This is a genomic window from Acidovorax sp. GW823-FHT05D11 (genome assembly GCF_058795695.1).
In genome coordinates, this window is sequence record NZ_CM179502.1 from 1,468,847 (window position 1) to 1,488,085 (window position 19,239).

The window sequence follows — 19,239 nt, forward strand, 5'->3', positions numbered from 1 at the left end:
GTTCTGAAGTCGCTGGTTTCGGTCTCTCGCAAGCAGGATGGCGCAGGCAGTGGGTGGTAGTGGCAAGGTTCGTGCTTATGGGGCCAGGGGGCCTCGAGCCGTTGGACGTTGGAAGTTGTCGGGTGGGCTGCAATGTGCACCGCGACGTCAGGAGTGACCGATGAAGAAGATGGTTTTGCTGAGTTCAGGCGCGCTGGCGACCCTGATGCTGACGGGCTGTGCCAGCCAGCCGCCCGCCCTGCAGGCTTTCAGTGAGCCGGTGGACCGCAGCAGCATGCAGTTCGCGTGCGGCAACGGCGAAAAGGTGGAGATGCAGTTCTATCCCGAACAGGGCATGGGTGTGCTGCTGCGCAGTGGCTGGACGGTCGATCTGCCCAAGCAGGTGGCCGAGACGGGGTACGCCTACAGCAATGGCCCGACGACCGTGCTGGGCAAGGGCAACGAGCTGACCATCCAGATCGGCCACCTGGCACCGATCTGGTGCCGCAGCAGCCGCCCCATGATGGTGGCCGGCAGCGCCCGGTAGCCTTCCTTTCCGCCCCGCTTTTTTCCTCGCCTTCTCCTTCAGGCGGGGCCGCGGGGCCGATGGCATGGCGCACGCCGGCCATCCCTGCGGTGTGCTGCGTGGCGCCCGCTCCATGTTCGTGCCCAGGGCCTGTGCGACGCCGCGGGCAGGTGCCCCGCGCGCCAGGCTCCGTGCGGCCCGGGCAATCCCCTTCCCTTGAACCCCGTACTTCGCGTGGCTGCGGCCGAAGTCCAACTATCCGGCGCGCGTGCGTGCGGGCGGATGTGATGACGGAAGGCGGGCTGCGCCGGCCGTTCGCCCGGCCTGTGCCGCCATCCGCACCGCCCCCCGCCGCCCGCCCGGCCCCTAGCTGCCGGCGGTGCACGCCTCGGGTGAGGCGGCGGCCGGGCGCTGCTCCAGCGTCAGCGGCTCCACCAGGTGGTTGCCATGGGCGTCGCGCACCGTGGCGGCCACCTCCCGGCTGTTGTCAGCCCGCGTTTCGCTGAACTGCAGCCGCAGGACCGCGGGCACGGTGCCCGTCAGCGCCAGGCCATTGTCGAAACCCGTGGTCTCCAGGGTGCCTTCCAGCACGGCCAGGCCCTGGGCGTCGATCTCCCAGGGGCCGGTGTGGATGAAGCGCCGGCAGGTGACGGTCAGCTCGACCAGCTCATCCTCCAGCCGCAGATTGACCTGGCCGCAGGTGGGACAGGGCACGCCCGCCGAGAAACCCGAGCCCGAGAAGTTGAGCACCCCGCTGATGGGCCCCGTGCCGGTTCCGCCCGTGCCGGGGCCGCAGGCGGCCAGGGCCAGCAAGGTGGCCAGTGTGAGCAGTCTGGCCCCGCGGGCCAGGCGTTCAGGAAGGACGTTCATCTTTGTCTGCGGCATAGAAGTAGCTGCCAAAGCGGGCGCGCCGGTTGCGCTCGCCGGGCGGGGTGTTGTGCTGGTCGTGGTCGTAGCGGGCCTGGGCCTCGGTCATCACCGTCTTGAACGCCTGGCGCCATGCCCTGGCCGCCACCGCATGCAGGCGCTGGGCGGACTCCTCGCTGAGCTGGTCCACGAAGACGGCCTGCTCCAGGTAGTTGTGCCCGCCCTGCAGGTTCAGGCTGGCGGCGGCCAGGTGGTCGTGCAGGTTGTCCTGCATCAGCCGCGCCATTTCCGCGAAGCCCTGGCGCGGCACGAAGCCTGCCGCCAGCAGCCGGACCTGCCCATCCCCGCTTTCCTCGGCCATGCCCAGCCGCACCAGCTCGTCGAGCACGGCACGGGGCCGCACGTCGCTGCTGATGCCGGCCACCAGCGCATCGAAGTGGGGCGCATCGCCATTGCTGCTGCTGCTGCTGCTGCTGCTGCTGCTGCTGCTGCTGCTGCTGCTGCGGGGCAGCGCGCGGGGCTGGCCTTCGTCGTCCAGGCAATCGGCCTGGCTCAGCCAGCGCGCCGCGACCTGGCTGGCCATGCTGAGGGGGGTCTCGGCGGGCCCGTCCTCGGCGGCGGGCTCGGCCAGGCGGCCCAGGTTGCGCACGTCGCGCCGGTGCACGCCGGACATCAGGCTCAGGGCGCTGTCGGTGGCCTTCTTGCCCGTGCCCTGCAGTTCGTCCTGGGCGGCCTCCAGGAACACCTTCTTCATGGCCGCCGCGAAGGCCGGGTAGGCCACGCCATTGCGCAGCAGCAACCGCGCCAGAGGGCGCAGCACATGCAGGGCGGAAGCCAGGACGATGGCGGAGCGGGAAGGCATGCGGGTGTGGGCGCGGGGCGTGTCAGGGGCGGGGGGCCATTGTCATACGGTTGACCGGTGGAAATTTTGTGGGATATTATCCCACTTATACAAGTCGAGGCCGGTGGCGAAGGCGCCCGGGGCCCAGATCCATCCACAGGGAGAAAAATCGAATGGCATACCGAGGGTTGATGAAGAAGGTCGCGGGCGTGCCGCCCGCCTGGCTGGCCGTGGCAACGGCCGCATTCGTGTCCGGGTGCGGCGGGGGCAGCGGGGATGGCGGCGGGCCGCTCACGCCCAACGAGGCGCGGCTGCAGGTCACGCGCTCTGGCGATCTGGTGGCGTACTTCAAGGCCAAGATCTCCCAGCGGGCCGCGCTGGGCTACAGCGGCACGGCCATCACCGTGCCCACCGTGGGAGCGCTGAGCGCCGCGGGCAGCGTGGTCGCCAACACGGGCGTGCCGCTGGCCGGGCCTGCGGTGGAGGAAGACGGCCTCATCAAGGCCGAGGGCGGCATGCTCTACGGCCTGCACCGGGCCTACGCCACGGACGCGGGCCGCGAACCTCCGCGTTTCTCGGCCCTGGCCCGCGCGGCCGATGGCAGCCTGAGCAACGTGGGCCGCGTCACGCTGGACGCGAAGTTCATCCCCCATGGCCTGTACGTGGCGGGCGGCGGCACGCGTGCCGCCGTGTTGTCCCAGCAGGACCCGTATGCCGACCGGCAGCCCATCGTGGCGGCGGACGCGGGCATCACCGTGATGCCCGAATACAGCCGCATGCTGTCGCTGGACCTGTTCTCGGTCGGCAAGGACGCGGCCCCGATGCAGCTCAAGCAGATGCGCATCGACGGGCTGCTGGTGGGCAGCCGCCTGATTGGCAACACGCTGTACCTGGTCACCACCTGGTCGCCCGACCTTCTGCGCTTCAACGTGCCTGCCGGGGCTTCGGCATCGGCCGTGGAGGCCGCGCTCAAGGACCTGAACACCGCCGCGCTGATTCCGACCCTGCGCGTGGACGGCGGCCAGCCCCAGCCGCTGGTGAACGAAGCCGACTGCCTGGTGCAGACGGGCAATGCCTCGCTGTCGCTGCAGCTCACTTCCATCACGGCCATCGACCTGGCGTCATCGAACCTGGCGCGCACGAGCCGGTGCTTCGCGGGGGGCAGCGAGGCGGTGCACCTGGGCGCGCGCAGCGTGTACGTGGCCAGCTCGCGCCAGTACCGCTATGGCGGCGACGTGATCAACACCGTGTTCCCGGCGGGCAGTCGCACCGACATCCACAAGTTCACCTTCCGGGGCGCGCAGGTGGACTACGACGCATCGGGCAGCGTGGACGGCCACCTGGGCTGGGACCTGCGCCGCATGCCGTCGCGCCTGAACGAGCACCAGAACGACCTGCGCGTGCTGACCTTCACGGGCGCGGCGGGCCAAAGCGGCATGCCGCCGGTGACCATCCAGGCGCAGCAGGCCTCGCCCGCGCTGCTGACGGTGCTGCGCGACAGCGGCAGCGACAGCCGCCTGAGCGTGCAGGCCAAGCTGGCCCTCAAGCCGCGCACGGCACGCGGCGACCAGCAGGTGGACACCGTGTTCTTCGCGGGCCCACGGGCCTATGCCACCACCTTCGCCGCGGCCGAGCCCGTGTGGGTGCTCGACCTGGCCAGCCCGGCGAACCCCACGGTGGCGGGCGAGCTGGCGGCTGGCGGCCATGCGGACCACCTGGTCCCGCTGCCCGGCGGGCTGCTGCTGGGCGTGGGCAAGGACAGCACGCTCGGCGGCACGGCCGAGGGCATCCAGCTTGCGCTGTTTGACGTGCGCAACCCGGCGCAGGGCCGGCGGCTGGCGGCCGGGAAGCTGGGTGGCCGTGGCAGCATCACCACGCTCGACAGCACGCGCCCCGTGCTCGACGTGCAGGCCCTGGACACCCGGGTGCGCCTGGCGTTTCCCGCCCGGGTCTACCAGGCCCCGACGGCCGCCGGCACGTCGCCTGCGCTGCGGGGCTACCAGGGGGCCGCACGGCTGGAAGTGAACACCAGCGCCGGCACGCTGGCGCTGCGCTCCATGGCCGTCTCCACGCCTATCCTGAACGGCGACACGCCCGAGCTCCACCAGCGTTTCGACATCACCAGCGAGCGCAGCCTGCAGGTGGACAACGCCGCCTACCAGCTCTCGGGCGGGCAGGTGTTCACCAAGGTGGGGGACTGAAGGCGGCGCCAGGATGAACGTCCCGGCGCGGCCAGTGGCGGGCTGGACGGGGACGCGTGCTCAAGGGAGAAAAAACTACAAAAATAATAGCTGCCAGCGCTTGTGTGGAAAGCGCTGCCGGCATCTCGAAGGCCTGTCCGCCAGGGGGCGGCAGGCTTCTTTTTTGCGTGCTGGCAGGCCCGTGCCCCGCTGCTCAGAGGTCCGTGCGCAGCTTCCAGATCTCGGGGAACAGCACCACGTCCAGCATCTTGCGCAGGTAGCTCACGCCGCCGGTGCCGCCCGTGCCGCGCTTGAAGCCGATCACGCGCTCCACGGTGGTCACGTGCCGGAAGCGCCACAGGCGGAATGCGTCTTCCAGGTCGGTGAGTTCCTCGCCCAGCTGGTACAGGTCCCAGTGCTCCTTGGGGTTGCGGTACACCACCAGCCAGGCCTGCTCCACGCCGTCGCTTTCCGCGTAGGGCTGGGTCCAGTCGCGCTCCAGGTGGCTGGCGGGCACGGGGATGCCGCGGCGCGCCAGCAGGCGCAGGGCTTCGTCGTACAGCGAGGGCGCCTCGTACGCGGCCTGCACCTGGGCCAGCAGGTCGGCACGGTGCTCGTGGGGCTTGAGCATGGCGCGGTTCTTGTTGCCCAGGGCGAACTCGATGCTGCGGTACTGGTAGCTCTGAAAGCCGCTGGACTGGCCCAGGTACGGGCGCATGGCGGTGTATTCGGGCGGCGTCATGGTGGCCAGCACGTCCCAGGCGTGCACCAGCTGCTCCATGATCTTGGAGACGCGCGCCAGCATCTTGAAGGCCATCTGCAACTCGTCGTTGGCGATGTGCGTTATGGCCGCGCGCAGCTCGTGCAGCATGAGCTTCATCCACAGCTCGCTGGTCTGGTGCTGCACGATGAACAGCATCTCGTCGTGCGCGGGCGAGAGCGGCTTTTGCGCGGTGAGGATGGCGTCGAGCTGCAGGTAGTCGCCGTAGCTCATCGACTGGCTGAAGTCGAGCTGGGCGCGTTCCTCGTGCACGATGGACTCGGGCAGGGGCGTGGCGGACGCTGCGCCGGCAGCGCCTTGCGACGGGGTTTGCGAGAAGGGGCACATGGTCAATCTCCTTCCCGGTCAGGTCACGGCGTGCGTCTGGTTGAACTCGGGCTTTTGCCAGTCGCCGCTCTCCAGCACCTGGCGCAGGTGCTCCACGGCATTCCACACGTCTTCAAAGCCCAGGTACAGCGGCGTGAAGCCAAAGCGCAGGATGTCCTTGTGCGGGCCCTGGCCGCCGTCCCCCTTGCGGAAGTCGCCGATCACGCCGCGCGCGATCAGCGCCTGCACGATGGCATAGGCGCCGCTGCCCTGGCCGTTGACGCCCGCGCCCTCGTCGCGCGTCAGGCACACCTGCGAGCCGCGCCGGGCATGGTCGCGCGGCGTGGCCAGGCCCAGGCCGTGGCCCGCGCAGCGTTCTTCCACGAGCTGTATGAACAGGTCGGTGAGTGCCAGCGACTTGGTGCGCAGCGCGGCCATGCCGCCCAGCGCCTGCGCGGCCGTGAACACGTCCAGCCCGCACTGCAGCGCCGACAGGCTGATGATGGGCTGCGTGCCGCACAGGTAGCGCGTGATGCCGGCCGCAGGCTGGTAGTCGGGCGTGAAGGCAAACGGAGCCGCGTGGCCCCACCAGCCCGACAGCGGTTGCCAGAAGCGATTGGCGTGGCGCGGGTGCACCCACACAAACGCCGGTGCGCCGGGGCCGCCATTCAGGTACTTGTAGCCGCAGCCGATGGAGAAGTCGGCGCCCGCGCCATGCAGGTCGACCGGCACCGCGCCCGCGCTGTGCGCCAGGTCCCACACGCACAGGATGCCCTGGGCATGCGCTGCGGCCGTGATGGCGGCCATGTCGTGCATGGCGCCGGTGCGGTAGTTCACGTGGGTGAGCATCAGCACGGCCACGTCGGGGGCCAGCGCGGCGGCGATCTCCTCGGGCTCCACCAGCACCAGCTCCAGACCGCGCTCCTTGCACAGGCCCTCGGCGATGTACAGGTCGGTGGGGAAGTTGCTGCGCTCGCTCACGACGCGCTTGCGCGCCGGGCCGTCCTCGCGGGCGATGTTCAGCGCCGCGCTCAGCACCTTGTACAGGTTGATCGAGGTGCTGTCGGTGCACACCACTTCGTTCGGGCCCGCGCCGATCAGCGGGGCCAGCTGGTTGCCCAGGCGCTGAGGCAGGTCGAACCAGCTGGCGGTGTTCCAGGATTTGATGAGGTCCGTTCCCCACTCGCGCGTCACCACATCGGCCACGCGGGCGGCCGCGGCCTTGGGGGCCACGCCCAGCGAGTTGCCGTCCAGGTAGACCACGCCCGGGGGCAGGGTGAAGTGCCCGCGCAGCGGGGCGAGGGGGTCTTGCGCATCGAGTGCGCGGCAGTCTTGTGCGGTGAGGGTCATGGTGGCAGGTGGATGGTTTGCTTCTGTTTTGATAGCTATTGGCGCTTGCCCATCAAGCGGTGGTGGCCAAAAAGGCTTGAAAATGCGATGGTTCAGGCCAGCCGCCGCAGCACGGCGCGCACCGGCGATGCGTCGGCGGTGGCGAGCCTGAGCGGCAGGGCGATGAGCTCGTAGTCGCCCTCGGGCACCTCGTCGAGCACCAGGTTTTCGAGCACGCGCAGGCCGCGGTGGCGAATGACCTGGTGGCTGTCGAGCGTCTTGCTGTCCGCCGGGTCGATGCTGGCGGTGTCGATGCCCACCAGCAGCACGCCCAGGTCGGCCAGCCGCTCGATGGTGCCGGGGGCGTAGGCCGCCAGCGCGCCATCCCAGCGGTCCACCGGCATGTGTTCGTAGGTGCGCACCAGCACGCGCTGGGGCAGGGTGGCGTCCACCGCGTGCGCGATGTGGTCCCAGGTGATGAGCGGCCCGCGCGCGATGGCGTGGATCACGCGGCAGGGGCCCAGGAAGGCGTCGAGCGGCACGTCGCCGATGCTGGCGCCATGCTCGTCGTAGTGCAGGGGCGCATCGGCATGCGCTCCCACGTGGGGCGACAGCGTGATGGCGCTCACGTTCACCGGGCAGCCGGGCCCGATCGTGGCGCACCACTGCTGGCTGTAGGCCGTGTCGCCGGGAAACACGGGGCTGCCCGCATGCACGGGCGGCGAAATGTCCCAGAGCCTGCGGGCCGTGGAAGAAGAGGGGCTGGTTGGCATGGGACAAAGTTTGCATGTCCCGCAAAAACCATGGTGTCGGTTATTTCCAACACCTTTCGCATTTTGTTGAAGCCTAAACGATCTGCGTGGCAGGCCTGGAAGATCGGCCCTGCCCCCAGCGGCGGCAGCCCGTGCCGCGTGCGCGCCCGGTGGCTGGCGCGGTCTCTGGCCTGGAACCCCCCGGCAGGGGGACGGGCGCCCTGCGCAGATGCCGCAGGCGGCCGGATGCGCCTGGCGGGGCGGCCCAGGAAGGGCCTGTCAGGCAGCGCGCGGGAGGGGAATGCCGACGAAAAAGCCCACGCCCCGGCCATTCAGGCCGTCCCCCAGCCGCACCTGCCCACCCATGCGCAGCACGGCCTGCCGCACGATGGCCAGGCCCAGCCCCGAGCCGTTGGCGGCATGCCCCAGGCCCCGGTAGAAACGCTCGAACACCCGGCTGCGCTCGGCGGCGGGAATGCCCGGCCCGTCGTCCTGCACCGCCAGGTGGAGTTCGCCGGCTTCCTCGCGCAGGGTGAGCGACACGCTGCCGCCCGACTCGGCATAGCGCACGGCGTTGTCGATGAGGTTGTGCGCGATGGATTCGAAGGCGGGCAGGTCGAGCCGCGCGGGCAGGCTGTCGGGCGCGTCCAGCGACAGCTCGATCTGCCGCGCCATCGCCTGCGGCGCGGCCTGTGCGAGCGCGGCGCGCAGCCACTGCGCCACGTCCAGGTCGCGCGGTGCGGGGCGCTGCGCCTCGTCGAGCGCGGCCAGGTCCAGCAGCTGCTGCGCCAGGTGCGAGGTGCGGGCAATGGCCTGCTCCAGGTGCGCCTGGGCCTGCGTGCGTTCGTCCTCGCTCTGCGAGCGCGCCATCACATGGGCCTGCGCCGTGATCACGGCCAGCGGCGTGCGGATCTCGTGCGCGGCATCCTGCACGAAGGCCCGCTCGCGCTCGACCTTCTGGCGCAGCTGGGCGAAGAGGTGGTCCAGCGACTGTTCCAGCGGCTTGAGCTCGCGGTGCCGCGCGTTGAAGCCCACGGGCTTCAGGTCGTCGGTGTTGCGCTGTGCGATGCGCCGGGCGAGTTGCTGCAGGGGGCGCAGGCCATTGCGCACCGACAGCCAGACGGGCAGCAGCACGAAGGGCGAGGCCAGCAGCAGGTAGGGCACCAGCGCACGACCGTTGTACTGCAGGAAGTTGGAGTCCGTGCGTTTGGGCTCGATCACCCGCAAGGCCCAGCGCGCGTTGTGGCCCGTGTAGATGCGGTAGACGGTGCCGCCCAGACGGGCCTCCGTGATCACGCCCACCGCTTCTGGCGTGGCGGGCGGCGGCGTCAGTGGTTGCAGTCCGGGCGATGCGAATACCGGCTGGCCGGTGGCGGCGTCTTTCAGTTCATGCAGCAATGTGCCGGGCAGCAGGCCGATCTGGCGGCGGCGGATGTTGGTCCAGTGGTCGGTCGAGGCCAGAGCGGCGGAGGCTTGCGAACGATCCGTGAGGTGAGCCAGCGAGTCCAGCACCGCGTCGCCATACTTCTGCAGGCCCGGGTCATAGGTGATGGCCTGCTTGTAGTTGACGTAGTTGTAGCCGAGCAGGACAACCCACACCAGGACGAAGGCCACCATGACCGAGATCACGCTGCGGCGCACCAGCGTGGGCTCCGCCAGCCTGGTCCAGGCGGTGTGCAGCTTGCGGGGAAGGGAGATGGGGCGGGTCATGCCTGCAGCAGATAGCCCACCCCGCGCACGGTGCGGATCAGCTCCGGCCCGATCTTGCGGCGCAGGTTGGACACGTGCACTTCGATGGCGCCGAAATCCACCGGCTCGCCCAGCGGGTCCAGCCGCTGGGCGAGCACGCCCTTGGGCACCACGGCGCCGGGCTCGCGCGCCAGCTCCAGCAGCAGCTGGAACTCGCGCGGCGACAGATCCAGCGGCTCGCCGCCGCGCCGCGCCTGATGGCGCCGGGGCTCGACCACCAGCTCGCCCAGCACCCAGCGCTCGCTGGCCTGCCGCGCGCTGCGGCGCAGCACCGCACGGATGCGCGACATCAGCTCGGCCGTGGCGAAGGGCTTGATCACGAAGTCGTCCGCGCCGCCGTCCAGCCCCGCCAGCCGGTCCTCGACCGCCGAGCGCGCGGTGATCACGATGATGGGCACCTGCTGGCCCTGCGCGCGCCAGCGGGCGAGCAGGTCGAACCCGCTGCCGTCGGGCAGGGTCAGGTCCAGCAGCACGCAGTCGATGGTGTTTGCGTCCACCGTGGCCGGCGCATCCACGGCGCGGCGCAGCCATTCGCTGGTCAGGCCCTCGACCTTGAGCGCGGACTGCAGCGCGCGGCCCAGGTCGAGGTCGTCTTCGATGAGCAGGATGTGCATGGCGAGATTGTGGCGGGTGCCGTGCCTGCTGGGCGGAGCCAGAAGGTCCGCCTTTGGCTGACGTTAAGGCAGCGGTTTGCACAATGGCAGCGCGCGCAGCGCAACATGGCTTGCTCACCGACGTTTGAGAGAGAAGAATGAATGAAAGAAGCTGGGGAGGATGCCCTTGTGGGTGAGGACAAATCGATGATGGGGCTATCGGCACCTTCACGGCTGGTGCTGCGGCCCCTTCGCGGCCCATCGGACTTCCCGGGCATGGCCGAGGTAGCCAACGCCAGCTTTGATGCCGACGGGGTGCTCGCACGGCGTGCACCCGAAGATCTGGCGCGCGATTACGCCGCGTTCACCCAGTGCGATCCGTATCAGGACGCGGTGATGGCCGAGCTGGACGGTGAACTGGTGGGCTATGGCCGTTGCTGGCGGTTCACGCAGGCCGACGGGTTGACGCTTCACTCGCAAATTGGCTTTGTGCCAGGGCGTTGGCGCGGACGCGGCATTGGCCGTCTGCTGCAGGGCTGGATCGAGCAGCGGCACCACACCGTGGCAGCGCAGCAGCCGGGCGGCCCGCATGTGCACCATGCGTATGTGCAACAAGGTGAAGATGCGCGCGCCAGGCTGCTGCAGGCCAGCGGCTATGCGCCTATGCGGTATTTCTTCGAAATGCTGCAGACGCAGCTGCATGCTGTGCCCGACTTTCCCATGCCCGAAGGGCTGGAACTGCGGCCCGTGTTGCCCGAGCACTACCTCACCATCTGGGATGCGCACCACACCGCGTTTGAGGACCATTGGGGGACGGCGCCGCCCACGCCTCAGGACTACGACGCGTGGCTGGGCAGCAGAGTTTTCCGGCCCGCACGCTGGCAGGTGGCATGGGACGGCGATGAGGTCACAGGCCAGGTCCGCACGTACATCAACGAGGACGAAAACCGCCATCTGTCCAGGCGACGGGGCTACACCGAGTTCATCAGTGTGGGTCGCCGCTGGCGTGGCCGTGGCCTTGCCAGAGCGCTGATTGCCCGCAGCCTGCGCCTGCTGGCGCAGGAGGGCATGTCGGAGTCGGCGTTGGTGGTGGACGGCGAAAACCTGACGGGCGCCAACCGGGTGTATGAGGACTGCGGGTTCCACACGGTCAAGCGCCACACGATCTACCGAAAACCGCTAGTGGTACCCGAGGTATAGGCGCAACGTGCGCTGGCGCCGCAATTTGCCTGTCGCAGGGATACAGCAGTTCCGCGACGCCATGGGGCAGAACGTGCTGGTCTTAGGCTGCGCTTAAGCCTTGTCCCCGGACAATCCTTGGCAGAGAGGATGTCTATGAGAAAAAAACATACCCACCGCGTCGTTGTCTGGGCGGCGTGCCTGGCAGGTGGCGCCGCATGGGCCCAAGGGTCGCCCGATGGAACGGGGGCCGGGGCATCAACGCCGCAGCTCGATGGCGTCACGGTGACCGCGCGCCGCTCGCTGGAGCAGCGTTTTTTTGCCGCCGGTTCGCTGGTCGTGGTGGACCGCGCCGACATTGAGCAAATGGGTGCGTTCTCGGTGGCCGACGTGCTGCGCCAGTTGCCGGGTGTGCAGGTAGTGCCATCTGCCGATGGCAGCGTCGAGATCCGCATGCGCGGCATGGAGCGCGGCGCCACGCAGTTGCTGATCGACGGCCAGCGCGTGGGTGGCAAGCGCACGCAGCTGCCCATTGACCAGCTGCCGCCCGAACTGATCGAACGCATTGAGGTGGTGCGCGCGCCCAGCGCAGAGTTTTCGGGCGCCACGGGCGGCACGCTCAACATCGTGTTGCGACAGGCCACTGTGAAGCGCGAGACGGTGCTGCGCCTCACCGACAACCACGTGTGGGGACGCAATGCGGGCCAGGCATTCTTTTCGCGCACGGGGCCTTTGGGCGGCGCTGTGAAGCCTGCCAAGGGCGCCCAAGGCTCCGATGGCGCCGAGGAGGTGCTCGAGGCGGAGAACAGGGAGCCGTGGTCCTATTTCGTCGCGGCCTCTGCGACGGGTTTGTTGCTGGGCTCGGACACCCACCGCAGCACGCAGGTCGGCGGTGCGGAGGTCGCACAGTCCGATACCAGTGCCCGCTACAAGCGCACCGACTACGCACTGGTGCCGCGTGTCAGCGGAAAGATCGGTGCTGCGGATCAGCTGACGCTGCGTGCCACGCTCAGCAAGGCCGATTTTGGCGGTACCGCGGACAGCGTGGGCAGCGGCGATGGTACGTATGCGGCGCGTTCGCATGAAGCGCACAACTACGACCGGCGCTATCTGCAGGCCGCAGCCGACTGGACGCACCGCTTTGCGGCCAGCAAGCTCGAAACGACGTTGTCAGCGAGCCGTGCCAGCGACACCGTGGACCGCAGGGGCGACTTGCTGCGCAACATCGGCGTTGGCGGTGCTGCAGTCACGGACAGCTATAGCTTTGTGGACGACCGGCGTGAAGACGTCTGGAACCTCAGCACCAAGCTCACGGGTACGGCCGACGCACTGCTGTGGAGCGCCGGGGCGCAGCTGGAAGACCGCAAACTTTTTGTCAACACGACGGCGAGTGGCGACCTGCCGGTGAACTCGGGTCTGGATGCCGGCATTCGCCGGTGGGTGGTCTGGGGGCAGAACGAATGGGAGCTGCCCGCGACCACCACGCTCACGCTGGGCCTGCGCGGCGAGCGCGTGGAGCTGAGCGGTGGAAGCTCTGCAGTGACGGGCAGCAAGCAGTGGAGCATTCTGCAGCCATCACTGCATACACGCACGCCCTTGTCCGAGGACCTGCAGTGGCGCGTGAATCTCGCGCGCGTCACCCAGTTGCCGCGCGTGTGGGATCTGGTGGACCGCGCCATCCCCAGTCAGGGCAGCAACAGCCTGAACAATCCTGACACCATTGGCAATCCGAACTTGCGTCCCCAGGTGGCCTGGACACTGGACACCGGTTTTGAGCGGCGTCTTGCCACTGGCCACGCGGGCGTGAACCTGTTCGTGCGCCGGATGAGCGACGTTCTTGCTCCCACACTGCAGTTGATCGGCGCACGCTGGGTGGAGCAACGTGGGAATGTGGGAGACGCCATCGTGTGGGGCCTGGAGGCCGATGCCCGCACGGGGTTGGGCTGGGTGGGCCTGGGGAGCGAATGGACGCTGTCGGCCAATGCCAGTGCGCTGCAGTCACGCATGACCAGCGGGCCCAACGAAGGACGGCGCATTCCGGGGCAGGCACGCTATGTGGCCACGCTGACAGCGGCAAAACCCATGCCGCGCAATGGCGGCTGGTATGGCGGAGCCACGCTGTCGATGACGGGGCCGGCCGACCAGGACATCAACGGGACGTTGACCGGGAAGAATCGCGCAAGCGCCATGCTGGATCTGTATGTGGGTCAGCTGGTACGCGGGCTGGGTTACTGGCGATTGGGGGTCTACAACGTGGGTGATGCCCATTTCCGCAGGGATCGCGTCGACGCGTCGGGCGTGGTACCGGTCGTGAGCACCAGCAGCATGCAGTGGACGCCGCGCGCGTACCTCACGGTGGGGACGCAGTTTTGAAGGCGGCAGGACGCCTGGGCTGGGGCTCACGGGCTCGGTGCGTGGTCTTCATCGCATGGTCCTCGCTGGCCTCTTTGGTTTTGCCGGCGGGCGCAACCCCGATGGCACCTGCAACAGCATCCGGAACAAGCGCTCCCGCTGAACCGGTGTTCACCCGGGCACGCCTGGTTTCGGTCCAGAAAGAGGATGGGAATCGGCTGTATGTGCGCCTGAAGCTGCTGCCAAGCTCGAAGCTCCCTTTCACGACGCAGAGGTTCAAGGTGAACGATCGGGCGCTGCTGACGGGCATCCCGGAGGGCTCATGGGTCAAGTTCACGGCGCGCCACATGGACGGCGAGAACACCCTGACCTCAATCCAGTTGACCCCGGAGTGCAAGCGCTTTCAGCCCTGCGACTAACGCGCGGAGCGTGAATGTGGGGGGTGGCGGGTGCGAGGTCTGTGCCGTCGCTGCACCCCTCAGACGTACAGACGGCCGTCCTTCAAGGCGTGCAGCGCATGGGCCAGGTTGCTGCGGGCCTGCACCTCATAGCGTGTCTGGAACCATTCGGTGCCGTAAATGCGCGGCCGCTCCAGAAACCCCTGCAGCACCGCGCTGCGCCCCGCTGCATACCGAGGCCAGCGCACGAAGAAGTACTCACGCCGCACGTTGCGCTCGAACTGGCGGTACACCGCATCGCTCTGGCCGAGGATGGCCAGGTCGATGTCGACAACCCATTGCGCATCACCGGCCAGCGCGCCGGGGTTGTGGCGGGTGTCGAGGATGTGCTGGTGCACGCGCAGGACCATGGGCTCGGGCAGGTTCTGGCTGCGCAGGAAGCGCATGGCCTCGTCGGCACTGCGCTCCTCGTTGTGCTTGCTCCACGGCCAATAGATCGCGTCATGGAACCACAGGGCGAGGGCGGTGGCATGGGGGTCTTGCAGGGCACCGGGCTGCTGATCCTGCACCGTTTGCAGGTGCCGCAGGCAGGCCCACAGATGGGTGGTGTCGTGGTACGCGCGGGGCCAGTGGGCCCAGCCCAGGATGAGGCGCCGGCCCTTGGCGCGCCAGGCGGGGGTGTCGCGACCCAGCGACTGGCCCAGCGCGTTCCAGTGCGCCTGCAGTTCGGCGCCATGGACGGGCTGGCGGCGCCAGGGCATGGTGGAGAAGTGGATCAGGCCACGCGGCCGAGCAAAAGGTACTCCATGAGTGCCTTTTGCACGTGCATCCTGTTTTCTGCCTCGTCCCACACCACGGACTGCGGCCCGTCGATCACGTCCGCTTCGACTTCTTCGCCCCGGTGGGCGGGCAGGCAGTGCATGAACAGGGCGTCCGGCTTGGCGGCGGCCATCATTTCGGCGTCCACGCACCAGTCGGCGAAGGCTTTCTTGCGCTCTTCGTTCTCGGCCTCGTAGCCCATGCTGGTCCACACGTCGGTGGTCACCAGGTCGGCGCCTTGGCAGGCTTCCAGCGGGTTGCTAAAGAATTGATAGCTGCCAGCGCTGATTCCGCCTGCGCCAGCGGCCAGTTTCTCATCCACTTCGTAGCCGCGCGGCGTGCTCACGTGCACCTTGAAGCCCAGCAGCGACGCCGCCTGCAGCCAGGTGTTGGCCATGTTGTTGCCATCACCCACCCAGGCCACGGTCTTGCCCTTGATGGCGCCGCGGTGCTCGATGAAGGTGAAGATGTCGGCCAGGATCTGGCAGGGGTGGTATTCGTTGGTCAGGCCGTTGATGACCGGCACGCGCGAATTGGCGGCAAAGCGCTCGATCTTGGCCTGCTCGTAGGTGCGGATCATCACTAGGTCGACCATGCGGCTGATGACCTTGGCGCTGTCCTCGATGGGCTCGGCGCGGCCCAGCTGGCTGTCGCCCGTGGTCAGGTGCACCACGGAGCCGCCCAACTGGTACATGCCGGCTTCAAAACTCACGCGCGTGCGCGTGCTGGCCTTCTCGAAGATCATGGCCAGCGTGCGGTCCACCAGCGGGTGGTGCTTTTCGTAGGCCTTGAATTTCTTCTTGATGAGCGCGGCGCGCTCGAACAGGTAGGCGTATTCGTCGGCGGTGAGGTCGTTGAACTGCAGGTAATGTTTCATGGATGCAATGTATCGCGGCGGGCCTATTCGGCCAGGATGGCCTTGACCAGCGGGGTCAGCTTGGCGACGATCTCGTCGGCCTCGGCGGTGGTGAGGATCAGCGGCGGCACCAGGCGGATCACGCTGTCGGCCGTGACCGACAGCAGCAGGCCCGCCTCGGCCGCGCGGCCAATCAGCGCGCCGCAGGGCTTGGCAAGCTCGATGCCCAGCATCAGGCCCTGGCCGCGAATCTCCTTCACGCCGGGCAGGCTGCCCAGCTCGCGCTGCAGCGCCGCGCGCAGGTGGTCGCCCACGGTGACGGCGTTGTGCAGCAGGCCGTCCTCTTCCATGATGCGGATGGTCTCGACCCCGGCGCGCATCGCCAGCGGGTTGCCGCCGAAGGTGGTGCCGTGGTTGCCGGGCTGCAGCACGTTGGCGGCCTTGGGGCCGGCCACCACCGCGCCGATCGGCACGCCCGAGCCCAGGCCCTTGGCCAGGGGCATCACGTCGGGCACGATGCCCGCCCATTGGTGGGCGAACCACTTGCCGGTGCGGCCCATGCCGCACTGCACTTCGTCGATCATCATGAGCCAGCCACGCTCGTCGCACAGCTTGCGCAGCTGCTGCAGGTATTCGATGCGCATCGGGTTGATGCCGCCTTCGCCCTGGATGGTCTCGAAGAACACGGCCACCACGTTGGGGTTGCCTTCGGTGGCCTTCCTGATGGCTTCGATGTCGTTCAGCGGCACGCGGATGAAGCCTTCCACCAGCGGGCCGAAGCCGCTGTAGATCTTGGGGTTGCCCGTGGCCGACATGGTGGCGATGGAGCGGCCGTGGAAGGCCTTCTCGTACACCACGATCTCGGGCTTGGCGATGCCCTTGTCCACGCCGAACTTGCGGGCGATCTTCAGGGCCGCCTCATTGGCTTCCAGGCCCGAGTTGCAGAAGAACACGTTCTGCATGCCCGACAGCTCCACCAGCTTGGCCGCGAGCTGTTCCTGCAGCGGCACGTGGTAGTAGTTGGAGGTGTGGATCAGCTTGGTGATCTGGTCCTGCAGCGCGGGCACGAGCTTGGCGTGGTTGTGGCCCAGGGTGTTCACGGCGATGCCGCCCAGGCCGTCCAGGTATTCCTTGCCGTTCACGTCCCAGACTCGGCTGCCCTGGCCACGGGCCAGCGCGATGGGTACGCGGCCATAGGTGTTCATCACGTGGGGCGAAGCTGCCGGGGTGGTGGCGGTCATGCAGAAATCTCCTGACGGTACGGTGATGGGCTGCCCTTGAGGGATCGAAGCCCGAGAAAGCGAAGCACGATTCTAGGGGGAGCACGATGAACGGCTGTTGACGATTGCGCATTACTGCAATGCGGCGCGGCCCACGCTGTTTCGGGGCCTGATCCGGAGTCCAGCATGTGGATTAGGGTCCCAGCTCTTATATAAGAGTTAGAATGCGCGTTGCGGTGCAGCATGCAGTGATCCTGCCTTGGCCGCGCCCCACTACCACTCCAATCCCGATGGTTTCCCCCACCTCCAAAGAAGTCTTCATCCAGGGCATTACCCATGACGGGAAGACCTTTCGCCCCAGTGATTGGGCCGAGCGGCTGGCCGGGGTGATGAGCAGTTTTCGCCCGGGCGGAGCGCGGCCCGGCAGCCATCTGAGTTACTCGCCCTGGTGCATTCCGACCACGCTCAACGGGGTGAAGTGCGTGGTGGTGCACCGCGACCTGCGCGACCACGAACCCATGGCCTGGGACTTCGTCATCAACTTCGCACGGGACAACAATCTGCAGGTGGCCGAAGCCTGCCTGTTGCCAGACCCGCTCCCGGCGCCTTCCGCCAGGCCTTGACCTTTCCCCCGGTGCGCCGGCGCGGGCGGGTGCGGAGCGTCTTTCGTGGCGTGGCCGGCCACTTCCGGGGCCCCGGTCCCACCGCCGTTCAGTGTTTTGCGATCACGCTGCACCGTGGTCAGGATCCGGTGCGGGGCTGGCGCGCAGGAGCTGGTCCGACCGCAGCCTGGCCATCCAGGCCTTCTCCACGAACGGGTCCGTCACCCCGTAGTGCCCGTGCCGGACGCGCATGAGCAGGTTGGCCGAGGTCATCATCCCGATCACGCCCTGCACCTCCTGGGCCGTGGCCTCGCGGCCAATCTGCGCTGCGTAGGCCTTGAGGGCGTCGGCGGTGAACACGCCCTTGACGTCGCCACCGATGCTGCAGATGCGCGAGAACACGGCTTCGGCCAGAGGGCCCATGGCTTCCACCTTCTGCAGTTCGACGTCGGCCGCGGCCGCGCCCAGCGATTGGGCGATGGTCGGCAGATGTTCGTCGGGCCGCGCGTCCGGCGGCAGGCTGCGCAGGATGTTCAGGGCCTTCATCAGCTCCTCGGGCCGGCTCCCCATGCTTTTGAAGGCCGCCTCCGCGACGTCCGGGGCCGGGAGCATGGGCCCGAGCTGGGGGCGGACCTGCTCCAGCACGTAGTCGATGAAGTCCCGGCCCAGCACCGGAAACTCGTTGGTCACCGCGCCGTTGAACGCCTGGTTGCCCTTGAGCGTGAGCTCCTGCACCCGCGCGCGGTGGGAGCCGGTGCCCAGGAACAGGAAATAGCCGGGCGTGCCGGGGCGGGTGTTGATGGCGTCGCGCGCGGCTTTGAGCGCGTGCAGCATGTTGTCGCCGTCGGCGCTGCCCAGGGCGTGCTGGACCTCGTCGATGATGAGCACCACGTCCGTGCGGGCCTGGTCGATCAGTTCCTTGAACGCCTGGGCCAGGCTCACACCTTTTTCCTTGCCCACATCGGAGAGCTTGAACCCGAACTTGAACCCCGCCGCGCCGGCATCGACGCTGGAGACATCCTTGAGCCGCCTGAGGATGGCCGAGCCCGGCGTCTGGAGCTCCTTCAAGGCCTTGCGGATCGCCTCGTGCACCAGGTCGGCCGGGTTGGCCTGGGGCTGGCTCCACAGGTCCACATAGACCACGATGGCGCCCAGGGCCTCCAGCGCGGGGATCAGGTCGGTGGCCAGGAAGGTGGTCTTGCCCACGCGCCGCTGCCCCGCCAGGAACAGGCCCGAGCGCAGCGACGTGTCGAGAAACGAGGGCCGCAGCAACTGCGTGGCCATCTCCTGCGCGAGGGCGGTTCGCCGGAAGGTCATGGTTTATTGGTTTTTATGAAATTCCAATAATTATGGTTCTTCAATAATTTATCGTAAAGAGACGGGGCGCGCCATTTGCATCCAGAAACGAAAAAACCGCCCGAAGGCGGTTTGTTCGTTTTGCTGGCAGCGCACCCGTTACAAACGGCGAACGGCGGATGCCGTTCGGGCTGTTTGCCTGAAGTGGGTCAGGCGGCCAGGGCCAGGGCTTTCACCTTGGCGGACAGACGGCTCTTGTCGCGAGCAGCCTTGTTCTTGTGGAAGATGCCCTTGTCAGCCACGGTGTCGACCACGGCCTGCATCTTGGCGAACAGTTCGGTCGCCTTGGTCTTGTCGCCAGCCAGAACAGCCTTTTCGACGTTCTTGACAGCGGTACGGTATTTGGAGCGCAGCGAGGTGTTCGCAGCGTTGATCTTGACGTCCTGACGGACGCGCTTGCGGCCCGACGCCAGGCGCGGGTTCTTCTTCTTGGGTTTAGCGGATGCCATGGTTTTGATTCCTTGAGTCTGAGGATGATGCCAGCAAAGCCCGCGATTATAGCCCAGAGCCACTTACCGTGGTCACGGCGGCTGCTGCCGGCGCGTTGCCATCGC

The 19,239-nt window shown here is 68.0% G+C and carries 18 protein-coding genes; 6 read left to right on the forward strand and 12 right to left on the reverse strand.

The features are described 5' to 3' along the window. Positions 1 to 160: 160 nt before the first annotated feature. The gene (locus AC3RCE_RS06725) at positions 161 to 526 is read left to right on the forward strand and encodes an MliC family protein (protein ID WP_218293660.1); all 366 of its coding nucleotides are present in this window, start codon (positions 161 to 163) and stop codon (positions 524 to 526) included. A 345-nt stretch (positions 527 to 871) separates the two neighbouring features. Here AC3RCE_RS06725 and AC3RCE_RS06730 read toward each other — a convergent pair whose 3' ends face one another. After that, entirely contained in the window at positions 872 to 1,375 is a 504-nt protein-coding gene (locus AC3RCE_RS06730) for a hypothetical protein (protein ID WP_369641783.1), read from the reverse strand. Continuing rightward, positions 1,359 to 2,234, reverse strand: a complete 876-nt coding sequence (locus tag AC3RCE_RS06735) for a DUF6502 family protein (RefSeq protein WP_492254772.1) — start codon at positions 2,232 to 2,234, stop codon at positions 1,359 to 1,361. The genes AC3RCE_RS06730 and AC3RCE_RS06735 overlap by 17 nt, the downstream gene beginning before the upstream one ends. Before the next feature lie 152 nt (positions 2,235 to 2,386). Between AC3RCE_RS06735 and AC3RCE_RS06740 the strand changes: the two genes are divergently transcribed. Next, positions 2,387 to 4,414, forward strand: coding sequence for a beta-propeller domain-containing protein (locus AC3RCE_RS06740; protein WP_492254773.1), 2,028 nt, complete (start codon positions 2,387 to 2,389; stop codon positions 4,412 to 4,414). Positions 4,415 to 4,607: 193 nt separating this feature from the next. On the opposite strand, the gene kynA is transcribed toward AC3RCE_RS06740, so the two are convergent. From kynA to AC3RCE_RS06765, 5 genes are all read right to left on the reverse strand, one after another. Further along, the gene (kynA, locus tag AC3RCE_RS06745) at positions 4,608 to 5,501 is read right to left on the reverse strand and encodes a tryptophan 2,3-dioxygenase (RefSeq protein WP_218341868.1); all 894 of its coding nucleotides are present in this window, start codon (positions 5,499 to 5,501) and stop codon (positions 4,608 to 4,610) included. A gap of 18 nt (positions 5,502 to 5,519) precedes the next feature. Then, positions 5,520 to 6,830, reverse strand: a complete 1,311-nt coding sequence (gene kynU / locus AC3RCE_RS06750; protein ID WP_492254774.1) for a kynureninase — start codon at positions 6,828 to 6,830, stop codon at positions 5,520 to 5,522. Between the two features lie 92 nt (positions 6,831 to 6,922). Next, on the reverse strand, positions 6,923 to 7,582 hold the full coding sequence (gene kynB, locus AC3RCE_RS06755; RefSeq protein ID WP_492254775.1) for an arylformamidase: 660 nt from the start codon (positions 7,580 to 7,582) through the stop codon (positions 6,923 to 6,925). Between the two features lie 258 nt (positions 7,583 to 7,840). Continuing rightward, positions 7,841 to 9,271, reverse strand: a complete 1,431-nt coding sequence (locus tag AC3RCE_RS06760; RefSeq protein ID WP_492245822.1) for a sensor histidine kinase — start codon at positions 9,269 to 9,271, stop codon at positions 7,841 to 7,843. Continuing rightward, a complete protein-coding gene (locus tag AC3RCE_RS06765; protein WP_218293668.1) occupies positions 9,268 to 9,924 on the reverse strand; it encodes a response regulator in 657 nt (218 codons plus the stop codon). Before AC3RCE_RS06765 ends, AC3RCE_RS06760 begins: the two co-directional genes overlap by 4 nt. Before the next feature lie 141 nt (positions 9,925 to 10,065). On the opposite strand from AC3RCE_RS06765, the gene AC3RCE_RS06770 reads away from it, so the two are divergent. From AC3RCE_RS06770 to AC3RCE_RS06780, 3 genes are all read left to right on the forward strand, one after another. After that, positions 10,066 to 11,103 carry a GNAT family N-acetyltransferase gene (locus AC3RCE_RS06770; protein ID WP_492254776.1) on the forward strand — a complete coding sequence of 346 codons (1,038 nt, stop codon included), beginning with the start codon at positions 10,066 to 10,068 and terminating at the stop codon, positions 11,101 to 11,103. Positions 11,104 to 11,238: 135 nt separating this feature from the next. Further along, a complete protein-coding gene (locus AC3RCE_RS06775) occupies positions 11,239 to 13,455 on the forward strand; it encodes a TonB-dependent receptor plug domain-containing protein (RefSeq protein WP_492254777.1) in 2,217 nt (738 codons plus the stop codon). A gap of 41 nt (positions 13,456 to 13,496) precedes the next feature. After that, a complete protein-coding gene (locus tag AC3RCE_RS06780) occupies positions 13,497 to 13,853 on the forward strand; it encodes a copper-binding protein (RefSeq protein WP_492254778.1) in 357 nt (118 codons plus the stop codon). A 59-nt stretch (positions 13,854 to 13,912) separates the two neighbouring features. On the opposite strand, the gene AC3RCE_RS06785 is transcribed toward AC3RCE_RS06780, so the two are convergent. The 3 genes from AC3RCE_RS06785 to AC3RCE_RS06795 are packed head-to-tail and all read right to left on the reverse strand — an operon-like array spanning position 13,913 to position 16,748. Then, positions 13,913 to 14,593, reverse strand: a complete 681-nt coding sequence (locus tag AC3RCE_RS06785) for an HD domain-containing protein (protein WP_492254779.1) — start codon at positions 14,591 to 14,593, stop codon at positions 13,913 to 13,915. A gap of 14 nt (positions 14,594 to 14,607) precedes the next feature. Then, positions 14,608 to 15,528, reverse strand: a complete 921-nt coding sequence (argF, locus tag AC3RCE_RS06790; protein WP_492254780.1) for an ornithine carbamoyltransferase — start codon at positions 15,526 to 15,528, stop codon at positions 14,608 to 14,610. Between the two features lie 23 nt (positions 15,529 to 15,551). Next, the gene (locus tag AC3RCE_RS06795) at positions 15,552 to 16,748 is read right to left on the reverse strand and encodes an aspartate aminotransferase family protein (protein WP_218293674.1); all 1,197 of its coding nucleotides are present in this window, start codon (positions 16,746 to 16,748) and stop codon (positions 15,552 to 15,554) included. 269 nt (positions 16,749 to 17,017) lie between these two features. Here AC3RCE_RS06795 and AC3RCE_RS06800 point away from each other — a divergent pair, with 269 nt between their 5' ends. After that, positions 17,018 to 17,350 (forward strand): DUF3579 domain-containing protein, encoded by a 333-nt coding sequence (locus AC3RCE_RS06800; RefSeq protein WP_492254781.1) that lies wholly within the window; start codon positions 17,018 to 17,020, stop codon positions 17,348 to 17,350. A 102-nt stretch (positions 17,351 to 17,452) separates the two neighbouring features. On the opposite strand, the gene AC3RCE_RS06805 is transcribed toward AC3RCE_RS06800, so the two are convergent. Next, entirely contained in the window at positions 17,453 to 18,646 is a 1,194-nt protein-coding gene (locus AC3RCE_RS06805) for an AAA family ATPase (RefSeq protein ID WP_218341860.1), read from the reverse strand. 188 nt (positions 18,647 to 18,834) lie between these two features. Beyond that, positions 18,835 to 19,134 carry a 30S ribosomal protein S20 gene (gene rpsT / locus AC3RCE_RS06810; protein WP_218293677.1) on the reverse strand — a complete coding sequence of 100 codons (300 nt, stop codon included), beginning with the start codon at positions 19,132 to 19,134 and terminating at the stop codon, positions 18,835 to 18,837. Positions 19,135 to 19,239: the final 105 nt, after the last annotated feature.